The organism is Bradyrhizobium sp. CCBAU 11386 (assembly GCF_028128955.1).
GTDB lineage: Bacteria > Pseudomonadota > Alphaproteobacteria > Rhizobiales > Xanthobacteraceae > Bradyrhizobium.
Genome location: NZ_LBKA01000248.1, coordinates 13,585 through 31,869, shown reverse-complemented (window position 1 = coordinate 31,869; position 18,285 = coordinate 13,585). Strand labels below are relative to the sequence as shown.

General features: G+C 56.8%; 14 protein-coding genes. 9 read left to right on the top strand and 5 right to left on the bottom strand.

Annotated elements, in window-relative coordinates; translation table 11 throughout:
* Positions 1–92 precede the first annotated feature (92 nt).
* The gene (locus tag XI09_RS30925) at positions 93–371 is read left to right on the top strand and encodes a hypothetical protein (protein ID WP_271570220.1); all 279 of its coding nucleotides are present in this window, start codon (positions 93–95) and stop codon (positions 369–371) included.
* An 80-nt stretch (positions 372–451) separates the two neighbouring features.
* Here the strand turns inward: XI09_RS30925 and XI09_RS30920 are convergent, their stop codons facing one another.
* The 3 genes from XI09_RS30920 to XI09_RS30910 form a co-directional block, all read right to left on the bottom strand.
* The gene (locus XI09_RS30920; protein ID WP_271570219.1) at positions 452–1,144 is read right to left on the bottom strand and encodes a class I SAM-dependent methyltransferase; all 693 of its coding nucleotides are present in this window, start codon (positions 1,142–1,144) and stop codon (positions 452–454) included.
* A gap of 60 nt (positions 1,145–1,204) precedes the next feature.
* Positions 1,205–2,425, bottom strand: coding sequence for a glycosyltransferase family 4 protein (locus XI09_RS30915; RefSeq protein ID WP_271570218.1), 1,221 nt, complete (start codon positions 2,423–2,425; stop codon positions 1,205–1,207).
* Positions 2,426–2,522: 97 nt separating this feature from the next.
* Entirely contained in the window at positions 2,523–3,365 is an 843-nt protein-coding gene (locus tag XI09_RS30910; RefSeq protein ID WP_271570217.1) for an FkbM family methyltransferase, read from the bottom strand.
* Positions 3,366–3,604: 239 nt separating this feature from the next.
* On the opposite strand from XI09_RS30910, the gene XI09_RS30905 reads away from it, so the two are divergent.
* The 8 genes from XI09_RS30905 to XI09_RS30870 all read left to right on the top strand — a co-directional run bounded on the left by XI09_RS30905 (position 3,605) and on the right by XI09_RS30870 (position 16,184).
* Positions 3,605–5,569, top strand: coding sequence for an HAD family hydrolase (locus XI09_RS30905; protein ID WP_333939144.1), 1,965 nt, complete (start codon positions 3,605–3,607; stop codon positions 5,567–5,569).
* A 141-nt stretch (positions 5,570–5,710) separates the two neighbouring features.
* Entirely contained in the window at positions 5,711–7,093 is a 1,383-nt protein-coding gene (locus XI09_RS30900) for a hypothetical protein (protein ID WP_271570216.1), read from the top strand.
* Positions 7,090–9,144 (top strand): glycosyltransferase, encoded by a 2,055-nt coding sequence (locus tag XI09_RS30895; RefSeq protein WP_271570215.1) that lies wholly within the window; start codon positions 7,090–7,092, stop codon positions 9,142–9,144. The genes XI09_RS30900 and XI09_RS30895 overlap by 4 nt, the downstream gene beginning before the upstream one ends.
* Positions 9,145–9,244: 100 nt before the next feature.
* Positions 9,245–10,666, top strand: a complete 1,422-nt coding sequence (locus tag XI09_RS30890; protein WP_271570214.1) for a lipopolysaccharide biosynthesis protein — start codon at positions 9,245–9,247, stop codon at positions 10,664–10,666.
* A gap of 59 nt (positions 10,667–10,725) precedes the next feature.
* Positions 10,726–11,577, top strand: a complete 852-nt coding sequence (locus XI09_RS30885; protein WP_271570213.1) for a glycoside hydrolase family 16 protein — start codon at positions 10,726–10,728, stop codon at positions 11,575–11,577.
* Between the two features lie 61 nt (positions 11,578–11,638).
* Entirely contained in the window at positions 11,639–12,775 is a 1,137-nt protein-coding gene (locus XI09_RS30880; RefSeq protein WP_271570212.1) for a glycosyltransferase, read from the top strand.
* A gap of 320 nt (positions 12,776–13,095) precedes the next feature.
* Entirely contained in the window at positions 13,096–15,318 is a 2,223-nt protein-coding gene (locus XI09_RS30875) for an AAA family ATPase (protein WP_271570211.1), read from the top strand.
* A 176-nt stretch (positions 15,319–15,494) separates the two neighbouring features.
* Positions 15,495–16,184: a sugar transferase gene (locus XI09_RS30870; RefSeq protein ID WP_271570210.1), complete on the top strand. Its 690-nt coding sequence runs from the start codon at positions 15,495–15,497 to the stop codon at positions 16,182–16,184.
* A gap of 295 nt (positions 16,185–16,479) precedes the next feature.
* On the opposite strand, the gene XI09_RS30865 is transcribed toward XI09_RS30870, so the two are convergent.
* Entirely contained in the window at positions 16,480–17,784 is a 1,305-nt protein-coding gene (locus XI09_RS30865) for an NAD(P)-binding protein (RefSeq protein ID WP_271570209.1), read from the bottom strand.
* The gene (locus tag XI09_RS30860; protein ID WP_271570208.1) at positions 17,784–18,065 is read right to left on the bottom strand and encodes a hypothetical protein; all 282 of its coding nucleotides are present in this window, start codon (positions 18,063–18,065) and stop codon (positions 17,784–17,786) included. Before XI09_RS30860 ends, XI09_RS30865 begins: the two co-directional genes overlap by 1 nt.
* Positions 18,066–18,285: the final 220 nt, after the last annotated feature.

Here is an 18,285-nt window from a genome sequence, read left to right as displayed (position 1 = left end):
CGAGTACCGCCGGGGCAAATGGCTAGCGGTCGCCGGCGTACAACCCACCTCAGACCTTCTGAAGAGGCTTCGCCCGCCGCGAAGAGACAGCAATGGATTACGCCGCTATCGGGCTGGCAATTTGTGGAGCGCTCTTGGGCCTTCGCTTCCGATTCCGGGTATTGCTGCCCTTCCTTTTGCTTTTGTTGTTTGTCTCGCTCTTTGTAGCGTTCGAACAGCGGCTGAGTAGAGTTGAAAGCGTGCTGCTGATCGCAGCCGGCCAGGCCATTTTGCAAGCCAGCTACTTCATTGGCCTCGCAGCTCGCCCTATTTTTCGCGCGGCGCACCACAAGCTGCCTGCAACAGACAAGCTTCCCGTGACGGAAAAGTAATCAAGTCCGGATCAAGGGCGGCCAGTTGAGCCGTTCCATGGCGCGATAGCCATAACTGCGATGGATGCGGCGGCGCCTCCTCACTTCGCAACGACCAGCAGCGAGTAGCCGCCAAGCAACCGGACCGCAAGATCCGGTTCAGCTGCAAAGAGCAACCGACGCGGCAAGCGCATCAGACGACTGGTCAAGGCTTGATTCGGCAATTCGAGGCGGCTGGCCGTATAGCAATGGTCGACAATCGTGTACCCGCAATCCTCAAGGGTCGCCAGCGCTGACTGTTTGAAGAAATAATGAAGGTGTCCGACATTTCTTCTGAGTTCGGCAATCGGCCATGCTCGCACAATGGATTGCGCGGATAGATCCAAAGGGATGTGAAAGACCTTGAACGTGCCGAAACGTCGCAATCGCTTAATGAACGAAATGTAGTCCTCCACATGCTCTATGACATCAATGACAAGCACAACATCGAATTGTAAGTCGGGTTCGTCCAGCAGGTCCTTCAAGTAAAATTGCGTGTATTGCGTCGCTTTCGGTGCGGCCCGCCGAAACGCGTCAGGTGAGACTTCGTAGCCCGACAAGCGCGCTGTAGGGAACGTTCTTTCTAGGTTCAGCAGAATCTCACCGGTCCCGCACCCGATTTCGCATATATGTTCGTGCGGCAGGTTATTTCTTTTCATTATGCGCTCGATATGACCGGCCTTCCAAGGCGCATCTTCCTCGTGCCACGTAGGGTTGTTTTTGCCATAGCTGTCGCCTTCGTATAGCTCTTTCATTGTGAAGTTCCTTCTTGCTGTCACGCACGAAATTGGGCCGCATCTACAGAAGACAAAAGCTCAATCAACGCGAAACCGGTATCGATCGACCGAGCTGCGCAAACTGTCGGCCAGCTGAGCGTACAGCACCTCGGCGTCATAGTGCGTTCGTACGGTTTCGGTAGCGGCCCGACCGAGGGATTGACGGCTATTCCAGGCGTCAAGTATTGCCGCTGCCAATGCTTTCACGTCGCCGACAGGAAACAGAAGGCCATCGACACCATGCGTCACAAGCTGCTCAAATGCTCTGATCCGGCTGAGGACCACCGCCGCGCCACAAGCCATCGCCTCTAATACTGCCAGAGCTACCGCCTCGTTAGCTGAGGGCATCGCATAAACTCCGCAATTGCGAAGAAACTTGCGCACGTCAGATCGACCGACGAACCCGCGAAATCGAACTCTGTCGGACAATCCGAGACTTACAACAAGCCTATCCAAAACGTGCCTATCCGGCCCTGTGCCGACGATATCCAAGGTCCACTCGTCTGGCAGTTCGGCTAGAGCCCGAATGAGATCGCTGGTTCGCTTTTGCTTATTCGTCAACCGCGCGATCGTCAGGATGGTCTTGCCCCGCGTTGCGGCAGTGTCGGGAAAGAATTGGGCGACATCACACCCATTCGGCTGCAGTCGGGATCGACCACCATATTGCCTAACTGCGTCGCATTCTCGTTCGGTCTGGCTGTAGCAAAGAGCCGCTCTCGAAAACGCCCCACGCTTGAACAGCTTTACAACACGGTCCGGCAATCCACCATGATCTGCACCGGCCACCGGTACATCGACTCGACCTACCAGATGATCGAACCTTCCGCTCCAGTACTCTTGAACGTACAGCAGATCGATCTCGTCTTCTCTCAAGGCTTGGCTAAGAGATTGCATAAAGGCGATCGTGTTCAGCCGTTCCTCGGCATAAAGAGACCAGCGCGTCCGGCGGATAAGCCGCTTCACCCATATGCGCTCGATCAGATTGTACCAATCGTCAAGCGGCAAGAACCGGACGGCTACGCCGAAATCCGTGTCATATCTCCCGGCCTCGCGGAGTGACGGGATGTAGAGCAATGGTGTGATGCCGTTTTGCTTCAAACCGCGCGCGTAGTACCACGCCCAGTCGTTTCGATAGCTTGCGAGATAGCTCGATCGTGTTTGATGCAGGACCCAACCGAAGAACCCTTCGAACGAGCTGCAACTAAGTAGCATAGCAACCTTGACGGGTTCTCCTTCGGCCATGGGTTCAAACGCCAGCATCGCAAATGCACTCCACATGCGTCGCCAGCGCTTGATTCATCCCAACACGATCCTACTCATCGGCTGCTACGAATTGACAGACAGGGCGAGCACGCGATCAAGCGTTGTCGGTCGAAACCGCTCGCGATCCATTTCGGTCGCCCCCAGCCCCCGAGCGTACGTACCAGCCATCCCATTGAGAAAACTCTTTGAAAACCCGTGTGTACCCGTGTCTTGTCAAAATCGCATCAATTGCCGCCTCGGTCTTCCTGTTCTGCTCGACCGAGATAAGATATATCGCATACCGCGAGAAGTCGAAGGCACGTAGAATGTCGTATTCGCTGCCTTCGGTGTCGATAGACATGTAATCGATCTTCGCCGGCGCGTCGTGATCGATAAGAAGCTGATTGAGGGTCACAGTCTCGACTTGGATTTCGCGGCCAGCCGATCGCACCTCCGCAAAATGATCGCCGCCAGCAAACTCCGCGACGCCGCTCAGCTCCGGATCAACAGAGTCCGTTATCAAGAACCGTACCTTCGTACCCGAACTCGAGCTGACGCAGCGTCGATCAATGCTCGAACTGCGATTTTGCATGAGCGCCGAATGCCAGAGTGGATTGGGCTCGGCTACAATTCCTTTCCAGCCGTATTTTTTCTCCAATAGCCAGGTGTTGCTATTCAACATTCCATTGGTTGCCCCAAACTCAACAAAAAACCCTTCGCGTCTCTCGCCAAGCTCGTACCCCACCCAAAGGTCTTGGAGTATCTGCGATCGCGATTGGTGGCGGTTTACAAAGCAATACGCCAAAAATCGGATCTGCTCCATTTGGCTAAAGCGCTCGACCTCAAGACGCTGTAGACGGATCGCGTTAAACATCATCCTACGGAGCGAGGGACTTTCCGCCGCCCGACTAGCAAGTAACGCAAGCGCCGAAAGGCCGCGCTTCGCAAAAACTGTCATCGTCTTGCTCTAACACTTTTCTCAGACAAACTCGCCCTCGAGATCGACCAAGGACATTAGCGTCATAATTCTCATTAGCGCCACTCAAGGTGGCCAGCCGCCAATTGGCACGCAAAATGCTACAAGGGATCTGATCACATCGGCAACAACTAATTTCGCAACCTTGCAGTACAGATCATATCTGCAGGCGTTCGGTACTTTTAAGCGAGGTATTCGTCACCAATTTGGAGTTTTTGATTATGAGACCACATGGACTTGCTGAGTCCGTCAGCTCTTCCGGTGCGATCGATCTGATTTCGACCGATGTTTTCGATACGCTTCTCTTGCGAACGACGAGATCTGCTCGCTCACGCAATAGGCAGGGTGAGCGTTTATTCAGCAGGCGTCTTTCCGGGCGTGGGTGGCAAATAGAGCCGACGTTGCTGATGGCCGCGCGATCCGAAGCAGAGCGGCTTGCATTCAAGGCACTCGAGGTCGGCAGATCGGGCGAGGTCCGATTGACGGACGTGATCGGACGGCAGCTCAAACTGGCGGGCCTTCCAACCTCAGAGGTTGAGACGAGATTGGCGATTGAGCTGGACGTCGAGAAAACGTCGCTTTTCCCTAACCGTTATTTGGCCAATGTCCTGCTCGCGCACCGTCAGGCAGGTCGCCGTATCGTTGCCGTCAGCGACACCATGCTGTCGTCTGAAAATGTGCGTGAACTAATTCGTCACTTTTACGGCCCGGATCTCATCGACCGGATCTATACCAGCGCCGATTGTGCACGTACGAAGCGGCACGGCGATCTGTTTCCTCATGTTGCGGAAACAGAAGGTGTCTCGTTGGATCGCATCCTGCACATCGGCGACGACGTCCGCGCCGACATTAAGAGCGCGTCAGCACACGGCATCACCGCCATTCATACACCTCGCCCGATTTGGCTCGGCCATCTTCGCAAGGCAAACGGAGCCTTGGCCATGATGAAGGTCGCTCTCTCGTCTAAGACGCGATTTGCAAGACGACCGCCGGCGACGCTGGAAAGTGCCTACGCATTTGGACGTTTCGTCCTTGGGCCGATCGTTACGCAGTTTTGCTTGCGGATTTGGCTTTACGCCGCTGAAGTGGAGGCCCACGATAGATCTGCGTTGTTGTTCTGCGCCAGAGGAGGCGTCGGAATAAGGGAAGCTTTCGAGCGGGTGCTCGCAAGACTTTCCCTTCCCCTGGGAATGCGGCGAGACAACATCATGGTTTCGCGACTGGTCGCCGCACGAGCCGCGATTCTAACGCGTAGCCCTTCAGCGGTTGAGGAAATTGCCCGTGAGTTCCGTAGTCGCTCGTTTACAGACGTAGCGAGCGCACTCGGCGGACGGCAGTACAGCCTTCCAGACCTGTGGAATAGGCCGTTTGCCGCGAGTGAATTTTTCGAAATGCTTTTTGACAATTCCGCTAAAGAGGTGTTGTCCGACATACGGCAGCAGAACGCACTGTTCGAGCGCCACTTTTCGACGCTGCGGAACGATTCCTCGCGGATATTACTTTGCGACACGGGCCTCTACGGCAGCACTCAGCGCCTGTTGGCGAGCGCCTTCCCCGCACTTAATATCGAGACAATTCAGTTCGCGCGGGCGAACTACAAAGGACATGGGGAGGAGCATTTCCAAAAGGTCGCTGGCCTAATGGTAGAGCGGAATTGCTATAGCCCTTTCGACGTTCACTCATGCGTGCTGCGGTACTGGCACCTCATCGAGAGCCTGTTTGAGCCAGCGGTTCCTTCAGTTCGCTTGTTCGTAGAGAGCGGAGAGGACCACGTTACGGCCAACTGCGGGGACGTCCGGTACGGATTCGTTGATCCAAGCCACAGAAACGATCTTTTATCGGGAGCACTAAGTTACGTCGATGAGCTTTCGATTGAAGGCGCAGCCAAAGCATCGACGGATGCCGAGTTAGCTTGGGTTCGCCTGAAGAAGGCCATCACGCGACCCACTGCAGGCGTGTTGAGTTGCCTCGATCTTCCTGGCCGATCGGTGGACTTTGGCCGGCAGGATGTCCTGAACGTGTTTGGCCCGCGCCAAGCTCGTCCGTCGTTTCGCAAATTGGCATCGCTCCGAACTGAACTGTGGCGCGAAGGTGCGATAGCACGGGAATTCCCTGTACTAAAGCATGCTCTCCTCCCCATGCTTGACTCCGTGCACTCAGTGCGAGCCGTGATGACGCGCCAATGAGGAAGGCTGCCACAAATTGATGAACGATTGAGCGAGTCTGTGGCATCGATTTGGCCAGAGCACGATTTGGTGACCAAAGACGTCATGGGAAGCAGCCAGGACCATCGAGGTTAGTGCGCAATGAGTGTGGAGCCGATTGGAGTGTTGACCGTCCTGCTCGGTTTGCTTTGCCTACCTCTCGGCCAGCGAGCCACATTCAGCGCGCTGATCTGCACAACTCTATTCGGAGCCGCCGCCGCCATTCTCGTGGGTGGTGCGAACATACAACCAGCCCACCTGTTTCTGGCTTTTGTGCTCGCAACGGTGCTTGCCCGGCGGCATGAGGCCGCGGCGGCAATCAGGGCCGTGAGCTTCGGCCAGCCCGGCTTTTGGCTGTTATGCTTGGTTGTTTACGGAATTGGCTCGGCCGTCCTGCTTCCGCGGCTGCTGGCTGGGGGAACGCAGATCGTTCCATTGGGAGCATCGGAATATGCCAACACCGGGTCGACCGTTCCTCTTGGCCCGGTGTCAAGTAACTTTACGCAATCCATTTACATGCTAGCCAATCTCATCTGTTTTGGGATGACAGTTGCGATCGGTTCGAGGCGCGGCGGCTTTCGGACCATTGTCGTCGCCCTCCTGAGCTACTCTGCGGGCAACGTCCTGCTAGCGATGCTGGACATCGGCACATACGCTACTGGGACGCAGGCTCTTCTCAACTTCATGCGTAATGCGCAGTACACAATGCACTTCGACGATGAGGTGAATGGCGCAAAGCGCATCGTCGGCTCTTACCCGGAAGCATCCGCCTTTGCACGCGCTACGCTGGGCGCCTTCGCGTTCACAGGTACGCTCTGGCTCTTCGGCAGGAATGCCGCCTTGACCGGCCTTCTGGCTGTCGCCTCGTTCGCTCTCGTAATCCTTTCTACGTCCTCTACCGGGCTCGCGGGCGCTCCGTTGGTGCTTTTGATCCTATACATCTCGATGCTGTGGCGCACTGGCTTTGACCCTACTCTCCCGTTCAGTTCGGCAGCTGCACTCTGCGCACCTGTACTCCTTATCGCTTTAATCCTTGCTGTGCTTCTCGATGACAGAGCCTCGGAAATCGTCCAGCGCTACGCGGATACGCTCATCTTCAACAAGTCGTCTTCGACTTCAGCTATCGAGCGGAGCTCCTGGAATAGCTATGCGATGCAGAACTTCTTTGATTCTCTCGGACTGGGTGTCGGATTGGGGACCGTGCGCACATCGAGTTTTCCGGTCGCCCTCCTCTCAAACGTCGGAATCCCCGGGACGGTCTTCTACTTGCTTTTCGTGACGACAGCCCTGTTCGGGCAACGAAACGCGCCCAATACGATTGAGGCGGATGCCTGCATCGCAGCCCGGACCGCCTGCATCGCTCTCATCATAGGAGACGCGCTGGCTGCTCCGACGGTGGAGCAAGGCCTGCTGTTCTACGCGCTTGCCGGGCTTGCATGCTCCTCCCCCCGTGATCAGCTTGCATCCGTCCTGCTCGCCCCGGCCGCATCAGGAGCGAACGCATGAGCTCGGCAGGCTTCGGCATAAATGGCCGGTTCTTGACCCAACCGCTAACGGGTGTTCAGCGATACGCCCATAACGTCAGTGCTGCCATGAACAAAGCACTCGCCACGCGGGGCAAGGAAGCCGCGATCATTGCTCCAGCTGATGCCGCCGATCCGCGATTCCAGTCGATGCCCCTCATAACAGCCGGGCCGCTTGCTGGGCACCTTTGGGAGCAAGTGGTCCTCCCGGCGCGATGGCCGGACCGGCTCCTCAACCTTTGCAACACCGCGCCAGCGATCAAGTCCGATCAGGTGGTGTGTATCCACGACGCGAACGTCTTTGTTGCGCCGCAGAGCTATCGCTCACTGTTTCGCGCGACGTACCGTACCCTGCAGCCGTTGCTCGCCAAACGCGCCGCCAGGATTGCGACTGTCTCGGCTGCGTCGGCCCGCCAAATTGCTTGTCACCTTCCGGTGCGCGCCGCCGACATTGCGGTCCTTCCAAACGGCCACGAGCATGCATTGACCTGGGAGCCAAGGCTCGCCCAGATAGCCCCCTTGTCCGTGCCCGATGGACCTTTTGTATTGGCGCTCGGATCGCGCGCTTCCCACAAGAATCTACAGCTCGTTCTCAAAATTGCGCCGGAACTTGCGGCGATGAATCTCAGCGTGATTGTTGCCGGGGGAGGCGCGGATATTTACACCCCCGAGAGCCTGACCAGCGCGCAAGGGGTAAAGCTGCTGGGCTACGTAACAGATGACGATCTCGCGTACCTGATGGAGCGAGCCGTGTGTTTGCTTTTTCCGTCGTGGACTGAGGGGTTTGGACTTCCCATCATTGAAGCAATGGCCCGCGGATGTCCGGTTGTTTCATCCAATCGCGCCAGCATGGCTGAAGTGTGTGGCGATGCAGCGCTCCTTGCCGCGCCGGACGATCCTGCCGAATGGGTTCGGCAGGTTCGTCAGCTCGCAAGTTCGGCAGATCAAAGAACTGAACTTGTCGGAAGGGGACGTGAGCGGCTCCAAATGTTCTCATGGGAGAGAACCGCGGCCGGCTATCTCGAGCTCATGCACGAGCCCAGGCGTTCCTTGAGAGCACGTGGAACGAAAGCGCAGCCCCTACCGAGCATTGCCGTCGCCATCGCAACACGAGGCCGCCCTGAAATCGTCACGGCCACCCTCACTCACCTTCTCCGGAATCAAGCTCTGCAGCCCAAGTCTATTGTCGTCTCCTGCGTCGCGCCGGAGGACGCCGGCGAAGCGGCGAACCTGCCCGGGGTTCGCGTTGTCCTTGGTCCTCCTGGACTGCCGGCTCAGCGAAATACTGCCCTCGCTGCCCTGGGTCATGCGGCCGAGATCGTGGCCTTCTTTGATGACGATTTTGTCGCCGACCCGGGCTGGTTGGCGGCTGCCGCCGTGATTTTTCGCGACGAGCCGGATGTCATCGGGCTTACGGGCTATCTCCTTGCTGATGGCATTCATGGGCCGGGACTAAGTTTTGACGAAGCGCTGAGCATCCTTGCAGCGAAAAACGGCCCGGAAGACTCGATATGGATCGAACCGTTCAGTCCATATGGCTGCAACATGGCTTTTCGTGCCTCGGCGATCGCCGAAACGCGGTTCGACGAGCGCCTTGTACTCTACGGTTGGCAGGAAGACAGGGACTTTGGCGCGGCGCTCGCAAAGCGGGGGGGACGCCTGATCAAATCAGCGCGTGCACGCGGTGTTCACATGGGTGTCAAGGGCGGGCGGGTTGCGGGAGATAGGCTTGGCTATTCCCAGGTGGTCAATCCAATTTACTTGTTGTGTAAAGGCACAATGACCACTCGTCAGGCTGCGAGCCATATCTTTGGGAATGTTGCCAGCAATCTGGCACGTTCAGCGAATCCCGAACCGTTTATCGACCGGCGGGGTCGGTTGCGAGGAAATATTCGCGGCCTCTGTGACGTACTGCGAGGACGCATTGAGCCGGAACGTGCGGCAACGATCACGGGCACTGGTGACAAGATGAAGTCAGTCACGCAAGTGCCTCTCTCAGCGAAAGGCGAGCGCGATGGGACGGCAGATTTGTAATGCGGCACCGTCCGCAGCCTTCCGGCGTAGGGCGGCTTCGTTTGCGACAAGCGCACAACGTCCGCAATACGCCACCGTCATGAAAGGCTAGGCGGCGCTCGTGCTGGCTCGTAAGACTATCTTGGGCGCTGCGTGGACGGTTTCGTCCAGGTTGTCAGGTCGACTCGTCGACTTCTTTACTCTTCTCGTGCTCGCTCGGCTTCTGACACCTGACGACTTCGGGCTTACGGCTCTCGCCGCTACGTTGATTGTGATCGCGGATATGGTGCTCGAGGTCCCAACGCTCCAAGCCCTGACACGTCTGCCTCATGTGACGAAGTCCCACCTGGATACAGCATTTACCTTGAGCGTGATCAGAGGCGTTGTCCTGGGCTCGGTGCTGGTGCTCGCCGCCTGGCCGTTTGCACACCTTTATAAGGATCCTCGTCTCGTCGCGCTGATTCTGGCGAGCGGGATCGGACCTTTAGCACGCAGCCTCTACAGTCCGGGCATGGTTGAATACGTCCGCAGCATGAGCTTCAGGCAAGTGTTCCTTGCTGAGACCGCCGGCAAGCTTACCGCTGCTGCAACCGCAATCGCCGCCGTGTCACTTGGAGCTGGTTATTGGGCAATTGTGGCCAGTGGCACGGCTGCGGCCATCGGGGCCACATCGATGTCATACCTGTTGGCACCTTACAGGCCGCGCCTATCGCTGTCCGAGTTTCGGGAATTCTCGGCCTTTCTCGGCTGGCTTAGCGGAGCGCAGATCATTATTGCCTTGAGCTGGCAATTTGATCGCATCCTACTCGGCTTCTCATTAAGCAAAGCCGCACTCGGTCAATACTCGATCGCTAGCGATCTCTCGGTCATGCCCACTCAAAGCCTGATTGGCCCAGCCATGCAACCACTCATGGCGGCATTGGCGCAGATCAATCAAAGCCGGGACCGACTCCGCAATGCATATTCGAAGGCATCCCGCTTTACCATGCTCCTCGCAGCGCCAACCTGCATCGGAATGTCTCTGACATCGGATCTAGTCGCCGAGGTTCTGTTAGGCCCGCAGTGGCACGATGCCGGCCTCTATTTGCAGTGGCTTGCTCTCTCGACCGTCCTCAGCGCCTTCTATCAGCCCGTGCATTCTCTAGCTCTTGCGACCAACCAGACCAGTTTCGTGTTCCGTCTGACCTTCATTGAACTGTGTTCGAAGGTCATTCTGATGTCTCTCGGTCTCTATTTTTACTCGTTGATCGGAGTCATCGCCGCGCGAATCCTGGTCTCCTTCATCTTGTTTGGCCTTTCACTTCTCGCCGCCCGACAGCTTGTCGGCACCAGTGCGGCTTCGGAACTGGCCAAGCTCTGGCAAGTGGCCGCTGCATGCGCGGTTATGACCATTTTGGTCATCGTCTTGAGACACAAGCTTATTGGAACAGGCATCCCTTCCCTGTTGGAGCTGGGTGCAGTCTCGCTATTCGGCGGCGCCGTCTATGTCGCATCGCTGTACGGCTTTGGAATTCGGCTTACGAGCAGCTTGAAAGCCGTGTGATTCATGAACGGAATGAACGCATCTGCTGGTGAGATCCACCGTCAAAGGGAGCATGTCACATGAAAGGCCGGATGCTTGCAGGGGGCGGCGCTCTCCTTGTCCTGAGTATTTCGATCCGTTGTGTATTCGCAGCCGAGCCGTCGCAGTCATGTGAACTCCACCCCTTGTTGCTCGAAGAGTTCGACGAGCTCCGTGCTTCGGCCAACCGCATCGGCCCGGCACGGTGGACGGCGCACACACCGTGGGCTGGCGATTTTGGCGAGGCTGCGTTCGCAAACCCTGGTCCGAAGGGACCGTTCAAGGTCGAGAATGGTATTCTTTCCATCACCGCTTCGAAGGATCAAAACGGCCGGTGGACTTCAGGACTTCTGGCCGCCGCCGATGCTTCTGGCGCAGGGACCGGAACGCGCTACGGCTATTTCGAAGCACGGATGAAGATGCCCGCAGGCCGCGGCACCTGGCCTGCATTCTGGCTTGCTGCCTTGAAGCCGGCCGCGATGACCGAGGGCAACGTCGAAATCGACGTCATCGAATACTACGGGCAATTTCCATCTGCTTATCAAGCCGCGACGCACATCTGGTACAGCGATCCGCAGAAGACGCGCGGCGAGGCTCAGAAGATCGATATACCCGCCGATTCCCTCTTAAACGAATTCCACACATTCGGCGTCGATATCTCGCCACAGGCTATTGTGTTCTTCTTGGATAGCAAGCCGGTGTGGGCCCAGCCAACTCCTCCAGAACTCGACGGCCCGCTCTATCCTCTTGTGAACCTTGCGCTCGGCGGAGGTTGGCCGATCGACCAGGCTCCCAATCCCTCCACGCTGCTCATCGACTATGTTCACGTATTCGCACGCGACGCAGGCCCACCCGAGGGTTGCCCTCCGGGCCCAGCGATGCTGCCTCACTGAGATATGAGTTTTTCGCAATGGCAAAGCAGCCAATTGTTTCTCGCTTGCATGAAATGACGCCATGAAAGTTGCAATCATACACTATTGGCTCGTTGGAATGCGCGGCGGCGAGAAAGTCGTTGAAGCCCTGTGCGAGATGTATCCGGGCGCAGACATCTATACACACGTTTATGTTCCGGAGATGGTCTCGGAGACAATCCGCAAGCACCACGTTGTTTCGACCTTTATAAATCGGCTTCCTCGCGCGCGGCAACTCTACAAAGCATACCTGCCTCTGATGCCGATGGCGTTGGAGCAGCTCGATCTGCGGAAATATGACCTGATCATCAGCAGCGAGTCGGGGCCTGCGAAGGGCATCTTGGCGCCGCCCGGCGCGCTACACGTCTGCTATTGTCATACCCCCATGCGCTACGTCTGGAACATGTTCCACGATTATCGGCAGAGCGCGGGCTTTCTGACCCGTTTGGCGATGCCACCGCTCGCGCACTATTTGAGGCTTTGGGACGTCTCCTCGGCCGCCCGCGTCGACAGCTTCGTTGCAAATTCCGCAACCGTTGCCGCGCGTATCCGCCGCTACTATGGCAACGATGCCACCATTATTCACCCGCCCGTCGATACCGAGGCGTTTTCACCAGTGCCGCACTCCGAAGTGGCGGACTACTACCTGATGGCCGGCGAGCTCGTCTCCTATAAGCGGCCCGATCTTGCGGTACGCGCCTTTAATGAATTGAAGCTGAACCTGGTCGTCATAGGCGGCGGCGAAATGCTTCCTGACATCCGCCGCCTCGCCGGTCCGACAGTCTCGGTACTGGGACCGCAGCCGTTTGCAGCCCTCAAGCATCACTATGCGCACTGCCGCGCCTTGATTTTTCCTGGTGAGGAGGATTTCGGAATGGTTCCCGTCGAAGCCATGGCGAGCGGTCGTCCCGTTGTAGCGTTTGGGCGCGGGGGCGCGACGGAGACGGTCGCAAGAGACCTGACCGGCGTTTTCTTCGATGAGCAAACTGTCGATGCGATCGCCGATGCCGTTAGGCGATTTTCCACCATGGAATTCGACTCCGACGCCATCGTTGCTCACGCCGCGCGATTCAACCGCGACCAATTTGTCCATAGGATGCGGGCCCACATCGATGCTCTGCTCGCGCAACGAGACCTGCGGGACCAATCCTCGTTTCACCGCCAATGGGCCGTCACTTGAGCCGCCAATTGGCCCGTCTTTGTAGCCGCAGCGCCCTGGGGAGGTTAGCGTCATAAGTCTGTGTTGGACCCGCCCTAGGCTGATAAACGCGGTCTGCTAGGGGAGGAATAGCGGCGCGGGTTCGTTGCAGTGGTTGCCGCATTGATCAAGCAGCAGGCAGCGCTGCACTTTCTTTGTGCTCCGAAGGCGAGAGTTGATCAGCAATACTGCCTTGTACAGAGCTGCACCAAATGGTCTTGCACTCGGCCCCATTTTTGGAGGCAGGTCTCATTTTGAAGAGTGTGATTGAATTGATTGAATAGAGTGAGGGCAACAGCGCGATGAACATTGCCGGCGACCTTCGGCCCCTTGTTAGCTTAGCAGACAGCGGCTTGGATACTCAGACGAAGTCGCTGCTCCAATTGCGGGACTTCCTTCGTCGCGAGTGGCGTCTTATCGCTTTTGTGACAGTTTTGTCGTCGGCTCTTGGAGCCACATACGTCAGTTTGGCCCCGCGCAAATTCACCGCACAGACCGACATGTTCGTAGACACCAAAGGTATCACCGCGCCCCAGTCCGAAACCTCACAGGAAACCCGTGGTGTAGACGACTCGATCGTCGAGAGCGAGATTGAAACCACAAAATCGGAAAAGGTAAGCAAGTCCGTCATACGCCGTCTGCATCTCACTGAAGATCCGGAATTCGTCGGATCTGGCCACGGACTCTTTGGCCGCGTTGCTGGACTATTTGGACTGGCTGCTAAGTCCGATGAGCGCCCCTCCTCTGCCGAACTGGTGCGTCGAGCGCTTGCAACCCTCAATGATAATTTGCGTGTTACGAGGTTGGGCCGCAGCTATGTCGAGCAGATTGCCTATACGTCCTTAGATCCAGATAAAGCAGCGCGAATTGCGAACGCTTTTGCCGATGCCTATATCGAGTATCGGCTGGAGGCCAAGTATGAGGCCACGCGCCGCGCGAGCATTTGGCTGGAAGAGCGGATCAGCGAGCTTCGCCAACAGGCCAGTAAAGCCTACAAGGCCGTTCAGGATTTCAAGGCAGAGAACGGCATTATCATCGGAGTGGAAGGAAAGCTTGCGAGCGACGTCGAGCTCGACCAGCTCGGCGTGGCGCTTGCAAAAGCCCGCGCCGATACCAGCCAAGCGCGAGCCAAGCTTGATCGGATACAGCTCATACTTGAACAGCGTCCAGAGAAGGAAAACTTCGCCATTCCCGATCCGGTTGTCACAGACGCTCTCAACAGCCAGGTCATCACCAAGCTTCGGCAGAAGTTCCTCGAGAATCAGAACAAGCAATCCGAATGGAGCACCCGGTACGGCCCCGACCACGAGGCAGTGAAAAATCTGCGTTCGGAAATGGCGGCGCTGCAACGTTCGATGTGGGACGAGATTTCGCGTATCGCGGAAAGCTATAAAAGCGAGCTGCAGATCGCGAAATCCCAGGAAGAGGCCATCGATAAGCGAATGGTCGAGATCTTCCAACAGTCTGGATCAACGCGACAGGCGCAGGTCAGACTCCGCGAGCTGGAGACAGGAGCAAACACTTATCGCGGAATTTACGAAGCTTTTTTGTCGCGATTCACGCAATCGGTTCAACAGCAGTCATTCCCGTCGACGGAAGCTCGCGTAGTCACGGAGGCCTCGGCTCCGCCCAAGTCAAGCTCGCCCAAGGTAGCGATCACTTTAGCCTTCGCCGTCATGTGCGGATTGGGACTTGGTGCACTGAGCGCAATAGCTCGCGAGCAATTCATGCATCGGCGAGTCCATACGCGTGATCAGCTCGAAACGCTGTTGGGGACGACTTGCCTCGCCGCCTTTCCTAGGCTGTCCAGACTCAAAGCTAGATTACGCGGTAGGCCTTCCGCAGCGTTTCGCCAGATCAACGACGCGCCTCCTTTCTCGGCTACCGCTGAGGCGCTACGCTATATCAAAGTCGCGATTGACCTTTATCCCGCTGGGGCCAAGGTCATTGGCGTCACTTCAGCGCTCCCCGGCGAAGGCAAGACAACGGTCACAGCTGCTATTGCGGCTTTCCTGGCAAAGACTGGAGCGCGCACGCTCGTCATTGACTCCGACTTGCGTAGTCCCGCTCTTTCGCAAACGCTTGGTTATATCGATGAACTCGGGTTGCAGAGGATGGCCGCAGAGGGCTTGGCAGTGGCCGACGTCGTTATCACTGATCCCAATTTCAAATTCGATGTCATCCCGTCCCCTGCCACAGCGAGGCCTTCCAACAGCTCCGACGTTCTCAGTTCGCCTTCGATCAGGAAAGGACTGGAAAGGGCCCGCCAGGATTACGACTATATCCTTTGCGATCTGCCGCCGATCCTCCCGATCGTTGACGTGAAGGCCGTCGCGGGGCTGTTCGACGCGTTTATCATGGTCGTGGAATGGGGCAACTCGACCGATGAGGTCCTCAAAGCCATTCGTTCATCGCCTCTGCTTTCGGAGCGGCTGGTAGGCGCCGTCCTGAACAAGACTGACGAGACGTTTATGCGTCGCTTTGAGGGCTACTCCGATCGGCGCTATGCCTACTACACGAAATAGCCAAAACGCCGAGACGTTTGTCACAACCTTGAGATTAAAAAAACGCTTCTACTGCCAAAACTTTAACCTTGCCTTAACTGATCAGCAGCCGCAAACTTCGCAGTGCACAATATGAAGAAGAAATCTCCGACTACTTTTTGAAAATTGTCGTAAGTTTTGCTTGATGGAGTACCGCAATGGCCGATTTGGTCGATACTCGCGGCAAGCTACCATTTATCGTCGAGGCACCGTATCCGGCACAAACCGTGAGGTGCCCCGTAGGTTCAGCAACAAAGAGAGTGCTGGACGTTATACTGGCAATTTTTGGTGTTTTGCTGTTATCCCCCCTATTCTTGATCTGCTACACAGCCACAGTACTTTCATCGCCAGGTCCAGCACTTTTCCGCCACCGGCGGGTCGGTCTCAATGGCGAGACGTTCGCATGCTTAAAATTTCGCACGATGGTCCCGGACGCGGCCGAACGACTGCAGCGATTGTTGGACTCTGATGCTGCCGCCGCGGCTGAATGGAACGCCGCTCGCAAACTGCGTTGCGATCCTCGCGTAACGGCAATCGGCACATTGATGCGGAAATCCAGCCTCGACGAGCTACCCCAATTGTTCAACGTTATACGCGGCGAGATGAGCATCGTCGGACCGCGGCCAGTTACCGAAGAAGAGCTGGCCCGCTATGAGCACAACGTCAGTGCCTATCTTGCATGCCGGCCAGGTATTACTGGGCTCTGGCAAGTGAGCGGTCGTAGTACCACCACATATAACAGGCGCGTGGCGTGTGACATCTATTACGCCCGAAACTGGTCCATAGTACTAGACACCAAGATAATGCTCGCAACGATACCGGCCGTGTTCGAGGATGGAGCTTACTGAGCACCCGCGCTTCGAACTACAATTCGATGCGACTGGACCAGGATCGGAGAACCGAGATGAGCGCACATCCTCCAACCTGTACAGACCCGGCGACCTTCGAAGCCGTTTGCGCTCAATGCGAAACTCTGGCCGTTACATTTCAGCGCGCAGAGGGAGCGCTCGACGACGCGCCGGTCTTTTGCAGCAAATGCGGTCGTTTGCGCGGTCTCATGGGAAGCATCAGAAAAATGGCTCATGAATCTGTGGCTCCGCAGTCCCCTGCACTTCTGCACCAGCCCGAGCTGGAGCTCTCAGCCTATCGGCGCTGAAGGGCCGCTTCAGCCTTCAAGGTCGAATCCCGAGCCGTTGGTTGATAGTCAAAGCTGCCTTGGCGTCCGATGGACTCAATTCCGAGTTTGGCGAGGACAGCCATCGCGTGCTTGGCATCTTCATCAGCGTTCTCGGTGTAGATAGGATATGCGTTGGCAAGCAGGTGAGAGCCCTCCAGGCGAAGGTCCCCCAAAAACAGTCGATTGGCCTTTGTATGCTCTCTGAAGTCGCGGTCACCCGCGCGAGCGTCGTGAGCAACATGCTCGGCATTGAGTTCTACCGAGAAGAATTCCCGTCCGCCGCACTTGCCGTAGAAGTCGGAGTGAATCGTGAGGCGTTTCCACGCGCCCTTGCTCGAAAAATTATACAAGATCGATTGCTTGAACCCTCGTTGACCCGAATAGCTGTAAAAGAGGCTCATCAACGTAACCGTTTTAAGCTCTCGTTGCGCTTGGAGACCACACAGAGCTTGAATCTGAGATAGAGGAATGGTCGACACCAGACGCCCCCCGACAATCCGGCGATCCCCCACCGCTATCGAAAACGTTCCATCATGGCTCTCAAGCCGGCCCATCTTCACGCCCAAGAGAAAGCGCGCTCCTTGCGCCTCCAGCCGCTCCTCTGCCTTGCGATAAAGAAATGAAAACCCCTCGCGCGGTCGAGCGAGTTGCTGATTGGGCGGCGACGGGGGGGCGGACGAAACCCATCGTCGAAAGAGGTTGCGGAGGCGTGCGTGCTCCCGGATCCAGAGCATCCTCTTCTCCGCAAACTTGGCGTCTACTTTGTCGGCTGGAAAACCATAAAATCGATCTAAATAGTAGCCAAGTCCCGAGCGCATCAACATCCGCGCGCCAATCCAGAAGGTCGCGAAGTCTTCCGCACTGCGAATGCGACGACGAGACAGACGGGCAGCGATAACGGAGCCTAAAATCAAAATCCATTCGATCGGACCAGCTCGCAACAGATCATCTGCGATGGACAGCGGGTAGTGAGTTACAAATCCCTGTGGTGTCAAACGGCCCCACGATGGACTAATCGGGATATAGAGCGACAGCAGCTCCGGAAAGTGCGCCAACAGAGGCGAGTCGTCCTGGAAGATGTAGCTGCCCACATCGAAGGTATAGTCTCCGACTTTGCAGTCGATGTGATTGCCGCCGAGACAAGAGTACTCATCGATGACGAGTACGCTTCGCGCGCCTTGGCGCTGCAAAATTGAGGCAGCAACCAGGCCGCTAATCCCAGCTCCCAGAACGACCGCATCAAACCGCTCACAGTCAACGCTATCAGCCATCACATGCTCACAAAGATCATCCATTTAATTAACGCAGTGAACCGCATTTCCGGAAAAACGGCCAGCACAATCAATGTGATTTCTAAAGATGCAGCGGCGAACTGACGACCAGCCCGATGACGAGCAAAACTCGTCGCGCCGGCAGCGGAGTTTCGACTGTTCAAGGCAGCCCGGAACTCCCCGTTTATGCAAGTTTGGTCGACCGAGCCGAGCAGCAAACCTGCCAATTCGACCGTTTCGTGGGCAATAACAACAGCAGATTTGACAAGCTGCGAACACATCAATTCCGGCAGGCCTAGGGTGGCTCCGCAAGATGCCGACCGAAATCCCTATTGATGCGCAATCGTTACAGTCCGGCGCAAGAAGGGGGGCTGTTCGTTATGGGTGGCAAGCGTAGTGTCTGGACCACCGCCGGGGTAATGGCTCAATTTTGTGCATTGAGCGCCTACGATATCGCGTGGCCTCTTCGGGAGAGCGGATGCATTCTATTCGAGTTGAAGA

Bases quoted from the DNA above. Each gene is read 5' to 3' on its own strand.
- XI09_RS30885 (WP_271570213.1), top strand. From the start codon at position 10,726: ATGAAAGGCCGGATGCTTGCAGGGGGCGGCGCTCTCCTTGTCCTGAGT.
- XI09_RS30860 (WP_271570208.1), bottom strand. From the start codon at position 18,065: ATGTGTTCGCAGCTTGTCAAATCTGCTGTTGTTATTGCCCACGAAACG.
- XI09_RS30915 (WP_271570218.1), bottom strand. From the start codon at position 2,425: ATGCTGGCGTTTGAACCCATGGCCGAAGGAGAACCCGTCAAGGTTGCT.
- XI09_RS30895 (WP_271570215.1), top strand. From the start codon at position 7,090: ATGAGCTCGGCAGGCTTCGGCATAAATGGCCGGTTCTTGACCCAACCG.
- XI09_RS30910 (WP_271570217.1), bottom strand. From the start codon at position 3,365: ATGACAGTTTTTGCGAAGCGCGGCCTTTCGGCGCTTGCGTTACTTGCT.
- XI09_RS30880 (WP_271570212.1), top strand. From the start codon at position 11,639: ATGAAAGTTGCAATCATACACTATTGGCTCGTTGGAATGCGCGGCGGC.
- XI09_RS30875 (WP_271570211.1), top strand. From the start codon at position 13,096: ATGAACATTGCCGGCGACCTTCGGCCCCTTGTTAGCTTAGCAGACAGC.
- XI09_RS30925 (WP_271570220.1), top strand. From the start codon at position 93: ATGGATTACGCCGCTATCGGGCTGGCAATTTGTGGAGCGCTCTTGGGC.
- XI09_RS30870 (WP_271570210.1), top strand. From the start codon at position 15,495: ATGGCCGATTTGGTCGATACTCGCGGCAAGCTACCATTTATCGTCGAG.
- XI09_RS30865 (WP_271570209.1), bottom strand. From the start codon at position 17,784: ATGGCTGATAGCGTTGACTGTGAGCGGTTTGATGCGGTCGTTCTGGGA.
- XI09_RS30905 (WP_333939144.1), top strand. From the start codon at position 3,605: ATGAGACCACATGGACTTGCTGAGTCCGTCAGCTCTTCCGGTGCGATC.
- XI09_RS30920 (WP_271570219.1), bottom strand. From the start codon at position 1,144: ATGAAAGAGCTATACGAAGGCGACAGCTATGGCAAAAACAACCCTACG.